The organism is Algoriella sp. (assembly GCF_036647415.1).
Lineage (GTDB): Bacteria > Bacteroidota > Bacteroidia > Flavobacteriales > Weeksellaceae > Empedobacter.
In genome coordinates this window covers 37,011-43,655 of record NZ_JAVXKG010000021.1, presented here as the reverse complement: position 1 = coordinate 43,655, position 6,645 = coordinate 37,011, and the positions used below count along the sequence as shown (strand labels likewise).

Below are 6,645 nucleotides of genomic sequence, written 5' to 3'. Positions count from 1 at the left end.
TGCTATATTATTGTTTTTATCAATCTTATAATTGATATTATTTGCAGTAAATACTGCGAAATTGGTTGTAGAATAAAAATTATTAATATTGCTTGCAGTAAGATTTAGTGTTTCAAATTCTTCAGAAGCTATATTAAATTTTATAATCTTTCGTTGCCAAGTTGTTTTATTTAAGGAAGTATAATATATATTTCCGTTAAATAAATTTTGAGAAATAGTATAATATGATTGTTCAAACTCAGATCCTGCAGGAATTATAATCTCTTCTTTTATTTTTGTATTAATATCAAATTTTATAACCTTAAGATCACTTACAAAATAAATAGTATGATTGTCTATTACTTGATTTTTTAAAGAATCATCATTTGTATTTATTAACTCTTCTATACCGGTACTTGTTAGACGAGCAATATGGTGTATTTTATTTTGTACATAGGAAATAATCAAAAAACTAGGTTGTTTTTGCAGAATATTAAATTCAGTAAAATTTGATAAAACATTCTGTTCTCCATTAGTTTCTGAAAGCAAGTACAATTTTTTATTATCGTAACTATTCTCATCTACATAATAAATTGTTTCATCTAAATTTCCAATAAATGATACTTTATTATAATTTCCTTTTACAGTAAAATTTGATTGTTCTATTTTTTTAGAATTCTTATCTAAATTCCATAAATAATAATCACTATAATTTTTACCACTATTGGCAAAAAAATAAGCTTTATCTTTTAAAGAAACAAGACTATTTGGATTAGAATCTTCTGACTTTATAACATCAATTGTTTTAAAATTAATCTCTTGTTGAGCTTGTGCATTATGCTGTATAAATATCAAACTTAATAACAGTAAATATGTCTTCATTAGTTTTTAATTAGCTTATTCGTATAAATTTTATTGTCGGTTGTTATTGTTTGTAATAAATAAACTCCTTGTTTTAATTGTTCCGTAGATAGCTTTACCTCTTGGTTATTTATTTTTTTTGTGAAAATTATTTTTCCAAGTAAATCATATAATCTTACCTCTTTTATTACTTCGTTACTATTTCTTTTTATTGTTAGTTGATTATCAAAAGGATTTGGGTATACTAATATTTTATCTTTTTTATAGTTTTGATTATCTTGATCATTTATTGATAAATCTGCTAAATTAAAATCTTTAAAATTAGTAACAAACACTTCTTTACCTGCATAATGATGATACATGTTAAGAAAAACTTTATCATTAATAATCTCCATATCGTAAACATAATTAAGATTTAAAACTAAATCTGGCAATTCATTAAATTTTATATCAAATGCTTTATTATCATTACCATTTATCACATTAATCTTACTACCATAATAATCTCCTACATAAAACAAATTATCTTTATAACATTTGATTGAAGTGTAATTAATATTATAACCATGATCCATAATATCTATAAATTTTGTACCAATAGCACTTCCATTCGTTTCATATAAATATTTACCTGCAACAAAGTAGAATTTATTGTTACAATTTTGAAATGAATGTAAATTCTCCTCCAAATTCAGTTTCAAATTTTCTTCGTTCTTTCCATCTGTAGACCATAATTCAAAAATATAATCATTAGCTGTAGGTTTCAAAAACAATAATTTATCATTAATTGTAGCGTATGTATTTTGACTTATTTTTTTAGGAAAATATAGTTTTAGACCTTTACCATCTGCAAATTTTGTCATAGTTTGTCCATCAAAATAATACAATTGACCTGCATGCTCTACAATTATTTTATCTTTAAATTTTGCTACAAAAATAGCTTGATCAGAATCATATCCAGATTTAAATTGATATGCTATAGATGTTGTATTTATTGTGGGATTTAATTGTAATATTGTCCCTTTATTATCACCGTCTGTTGTGTAATAATAATTTCCGTTATACTCGTATAATCCTGTATAATTAGAACCTAATTTCTGAATAAATGTATTGTCAGGTTTCTTAACAGCTCCAATTTCTTTTGTTTTTTTATTAAAATAATTAAGCTGTAAATTATAATACTGTTTAGGATCATTGATGTGATGTGATTTAAAATAGACATTATCTCCTATTGTTTGTATCAAGTTAGGATATCCTTCAAATCCTGTGGAAACTGTTAAAATTGGGTCAAATTTCTGAGTGCTTTCATTTAAGATAGAAAAAACATGTTTCTCCGCAATTGATGATACAGAAATTACATCATCATTACTTTCAATAAAAGATTGTTTACCATAAGACTCTTTTTCTAAACTAGTTGGATGATTGACAACTACAGATCCAGAAGTACTATATGCTTTATTAATATTTCCTTTAAAAAATACATTATTACCAATAGGCGTCATATCTATAACTTCTCCGCTATTCTGATAATTTATATTACGAATAAACTTATTTGTATTTGTATTCTCATCATAAGTCCATAATTCGTTACCATTCAATTCATCGCTTTTTTGATAGTAAATATTATTATTAATTATTCCTAATGAATTTGAGTAATTTTTCGTTTCATCAACAGCTAACGTTCCTGTAATTGTCCCATCACTTTTGATTAATTTAATATTATTATAATCTTCATAATTATTCCCTAAAAAATAAATATTATTTTCCGAAGCATATAAATCACTATAAGTACTATAAATAGTATAAAACTTTTTTAACTGATTGTTTTCTAGCTTAAAAAGAGAATTAGAATACTGACCTCCAATAACTTCCTGTAGAATAATATAGATGTTATTTTTAAAATTTATATACTTCAACTTATTGTCTAACAAATACGTTTTTTGATTTTCAGTATCAACTTTCACTGTATTTCCTACTGTTCCATCAGTCGAGTATAATTCATTTAGATCTTCGTAAGACTCGCCTTTAGTATAGCCAAAATATAATCTATTATCAAAAATAAATGAATTAAAATTTGTCGCAATATTATTATTTTTATACTTTAAAAAAGTTTCACATTTTCCATTTGTACACTTCTTTATTTCAGGAAAATCTACATAATTACTTGTACCTATATAATAACTATTATTAAAACTTATCGCTTCACTAAATCCTGAAAAAGATGACGTAAAATCTGATATTTTTTTTACTTTTAAATCTTCAGTAATCTTATAAATTTGTATAATGCTATTCTCTGTTGCAGTAAAAAGCAACTCGTTATTGCTATTCTTTAGGTTTCTTATATCAGACAAATTTTCTGTAACAATAATTTTTGTACCATTTTTAGTACCATCTGATACATAAATATTTTTCTTAGAACTATTGTTAGATTCTTTAGCCAAATAAAATAATTTATCTTGATATAAAGCATACTCATTATCAAAATAAAATAATTCTTTAATTTCTTGAGCTTCTGAATTTTGAAGGTTTACTATATTTAAATATGATTTACTATTTTTCTCAGATACAAAAAATAAATTATTAATATTTAATTTCACAAGTGATTTATTGGAACTCAAGATTCCAAAATCATCTTTTTTTAATAACTCATTAATTCCATTTTGTTCATTGTAAGTAAAAAGTTTTCTTTCTCCAGATTTTCTTTCTGCCACAAAAGCAATCTTATTGTCTAAAGAAGTTATCATATTAATATTAGCTCCTTCTTTAGAATCTATATCAAGAATTGAAAATTTAATAGTAGAATCTTGAGCTAACAAGCTAGAGGAGCATCCACACAATAGTGAACAAATAAGTAAAATTTTATTCATAAATAGTTAATTAATTAAACGAATATAATAATTATCTAGTACACTATCCTTATCTTATATATGATCAACATCTTAACTAATTTTTTTTTTAAAATATTTAAAACACATTTTTTTATTATAAAACAAAAAAAACCTTTTACTTTTACGTAAAAGGTTTTTTAAAATTTTTTAAAAAGTAATCTATTTAATCTATTGCTTTCACAACTGCTTTTTCAGCTTCTTTTCGTGTTCCGTCAAAACCATCAACACCAGAAACTGTTGTATATTTTAAGACAAACTTTTTACCTGGATTTAAACGATTATAAACAGATTGACACATCAAGGTTGCTTCGTGAAAACCACATAAAATTAATTTTAATTTACCCGGATATGTATTTACATCACCAATAGCATAAATACCTTCGATATTTGTTTGATAATCTAACGCATTGTTCACTTTAATTGCATTTTTTTCAATCTCTAATCCCCAATTTGCAATTGGACCTAATTTCGGAGAAAGACCAAATAAAGGAATAAAATAATCGGTTTCGATTTCAAAAGTTTCACCTTCTTTTTCAATTACCAAACCTTCTACCTTATCTTCTCCTTTTATTCCTACAATTTCTGCAGGTGTTATTAGATTTATTTTTCCAGATTTTTTTAATTCAATCACTTTATCAACAGAATCTAAAGCTCCACGAAATTCATTTCTTCTATGAATCAGTGTTACATCGGCAGCTACTTCGGCTAAGAAAATTGACCAATCCAAAGCAGAATCTCCACCACCAGCAATTACAATTTTTTTATCGCGAAACATTTCAGGATCACGAACAAAATATTCGACTCCTTTTTCTTCATAATTCGCAATATTCTCAATAACTGGTTTACGAGGTTCAAAAGATCCTAATCCTCCTGCAATTGCAACAGCTTTTCCATGTATCTGTGTCCCACGATTTGTGGTAACAATAAAAGAGCCATCTTCCTGCTTATCTATTGTTGTTGCTTGTTCGCTTAATGTAAAACCTGGTTCAAATTGTTTAATTTGATCCATCAAATTATCAATCAATTCGCCAGCACCAACAGAAGGATAACCTGGAATATCAAAAATTGGTTTTTTTGGATAAAGCTCTGTTAACTGACCACCTGGTTGTGGTAAAGCATCAATAATATGACACCTTAATTTTAATAAACCAGCTTCGAAAACAGCAAAAAGACCCGTTGGTCCTGCTCCAATTATAATTATATCTGTTTGAATCATTTTTAAAATTTATTTAGAATGTTACTAAATTGATTGCAAATTTACAGATTTTGAATATATTAATCGATGATTATCATCAGAAGTGTTATAAAATTTTGTGATAATAAAAAAAGGCAAATTCAATTATCTTGAATTTGCCTTAATCTTGTAGCGAAGAGCAGAATCGAACTGCCGACCTCAGGGTTATGAATCCTGCGCTCTAACCATCTGAGCTACCTCGCCTTGTTTTTGGTGGTGCAAATATAAGAGGTTATTTTTGATTAAAACAAATATTTTTTAAAAAATATACAATAAAAACTCACTCATATAGGCTAATTGATTGAAATTCATTAAAATTAAATTCAAAAAAAACATAAAATTATCTCAAATAAAAAAATCCTCAAGCAAAACTTGAGGATTTATCTGTTTTATATTTTGATTTTGAATTACGCTAAAGCATTTTTGATGCGCGTCATCGCTTCTTGCAGTTCTTCTACAGATGCTGCATACGACATACGAATACAATTGTTAGAACCAAATGCCGAACCAGAAACTACTGCAACTTGTGCATATTCTAATAAATACAATGCCAAATCATCTGCATTGTTTATTGTTACACCTTTGTAAGTATTCCCAAAAGTTGCTGTTACATCTGGAAATAAATAAAATGCTCCTTTTGGCTCGTTTACTTTAAACGTAGGAATTTCTCTTGCCCAACCTAACATCAATTCACGACGTTCTGCAAATGCATCAATCATATATTGTAAAGAGCTTGGATCTGCTTCTAAAGCTGTAATTGCAGCACGTTGTGCAATAGAATTTGCTCCAGAAGTAACTTGACCTTGTAATGTTTCGCATGCTTTTGCTAACCAAGCTGGCGCTCCGATATAACCAATTCTCCAACCTGTCATTGCAAATGCTTTTGCTAAACCGTTAATTGTTACAGTTTGGTTATAAACTTCTGGAAAAGATGCTATCGAAATATTTTTTTCTCCATAAACAATGTGCTCATAAATTTCATCTGAAATAATGATAACATTTGGATGTTTTGCTAAAACTTGTGCTAAAGCTTTTAGTTCTTCTCCTGTATAAACAGATCCTGATGGATTACATGGAGATGAATAAATAATTGCTCTTGTTTTATCTGTAATAGCAGCCTCTAATTGAGCTGGTGTAATTTTGAAATCAGCTTCTAAAGTTCCTTCTACAAAAACGGGTGTTCCTCCTGATAATTCTACAATATCAGAATAAGAAACCCAATATGGTGTCGGAATAATAACTTCTGCTCCTTCATCTATAATAGATTGTATTACATTGTAAATAGATTGTTTTGCTCCTGTTGAAACTACAATTTGATCTGCTGTATACTCAATATTATTATCACGTTTAAATTTCGTAATCACTGCCTCTTTTAAATCTGCATAACCAGCAATAGGTGGATATCCCGAATAATTTTCGTCAATTGCTTTTTTGGCTGCCTCTTTGATAAAATCAGGTGTATTAAAATCAGGTTCACCAATACTTAAACTGATAACATCAATACCTTGTTGTTTTAATTCTCTTGCTTTTGCAGACATTGCAATTGTTGCAGATGGTTTCAAATTTTGTAAACGTTTTGAAAGTTGCATAATATTTGTGAGTTATTTGTGTGTAATAAATTATTAATGCGAAGATACTTTTTTCTACGTATTATTTTGTTACTTTTAATCATTAAAAATCTAA

At 27.1% G+C, this 6,645-nt stretch carries 4 protein-coding genes and 1 tRNA gene; all 5 read right to left on the bottom strand.

Annotation, left to right across the window (positions count from 1 at the left end; all coding sequences use genetic code 11):
• A partial coding sequence (locus RSC72_RS09975; RefSeq protein WP_332578486.1) for a hypothetical protein occupies nucleotides 1-861 on the bottom strand: 861 nt, incomplete at its 3' end.
• A complete protein-coding gene (locus RSC72_RS09970) occupies nucleotides 861-3,707 on the bottom strand; it encodes a T9SS type A sorting domain-containing protein (RefSeq protein WP_332566190.1) in 2,847 nt (948 codons plus the stop codon). The genes RSC72_RS09975 and RSC72_RS09970, both read right to left, overlap by 1 nt.
• 184 nt (nucleotides 3,708-3,891) lie before the next feature.
• The gene (locus RSC72_RS09965; protein WP_332546461.1) at nucleotides 3,892-4,944 is read right to left on the bottom strand and encodes an NAD(P)/FAD-dependent oxidoreductase; all 1,053 of its coding nucleotides are present in this window, start codon (nucleotides 4,942-4,944) and stop codon (nucleotides 3,892-3,894) included.
• 148 nt (nucleotides 4,945-5,092) lie between these two features.
• Nucleotides 5,093-5,166 (bottom strand) — tRNA-Met (locus tag RSC72_RS09960).
• Between the two features lie 203 nt (nucleotides 5,167-5,369).
• On the bottom strand, nucleotides 5,370-6,551 hold the full coding sequence (locus tag RSC72_RS09955; RefSeq protein WP_332546462.1) for a pyridoxal phosphate-dependent aminotransferase: 1,182 nt from the start codon (nucleotides 6,549-6,551) through the stop codon (nucleotides 5,370-5,372).
• Nucleotides 6,552-6,645 lie beyond the last annotated feature (94 nt).

What these genes read in the sequence shown, in the direction of transcription:
- RSC72_RS09970 (WP_332566190.1), bottom strand. Translation starts at nt 3,707, where the DNA reads ATGAATAAAATTTTACTTATTTGTTCACTATTGTGTGGATGCTCCTCT.
- RSC72_RS09965 (WP_332546461.1), bottom strand. Translation starts at nt 4,944, where the DNA reads ATGATTCAAACAGATATAATTATAATTGGAGCAGGACCAACGGGTCTT.
- RSC72_RS09955 (WP_332546462.1), bottom strand. Translation starts at nt 6,551, where the DNA reads ATGCAACTTTCAAAACGTTTACAAAATTTGAAACCATCTGCAACAATT.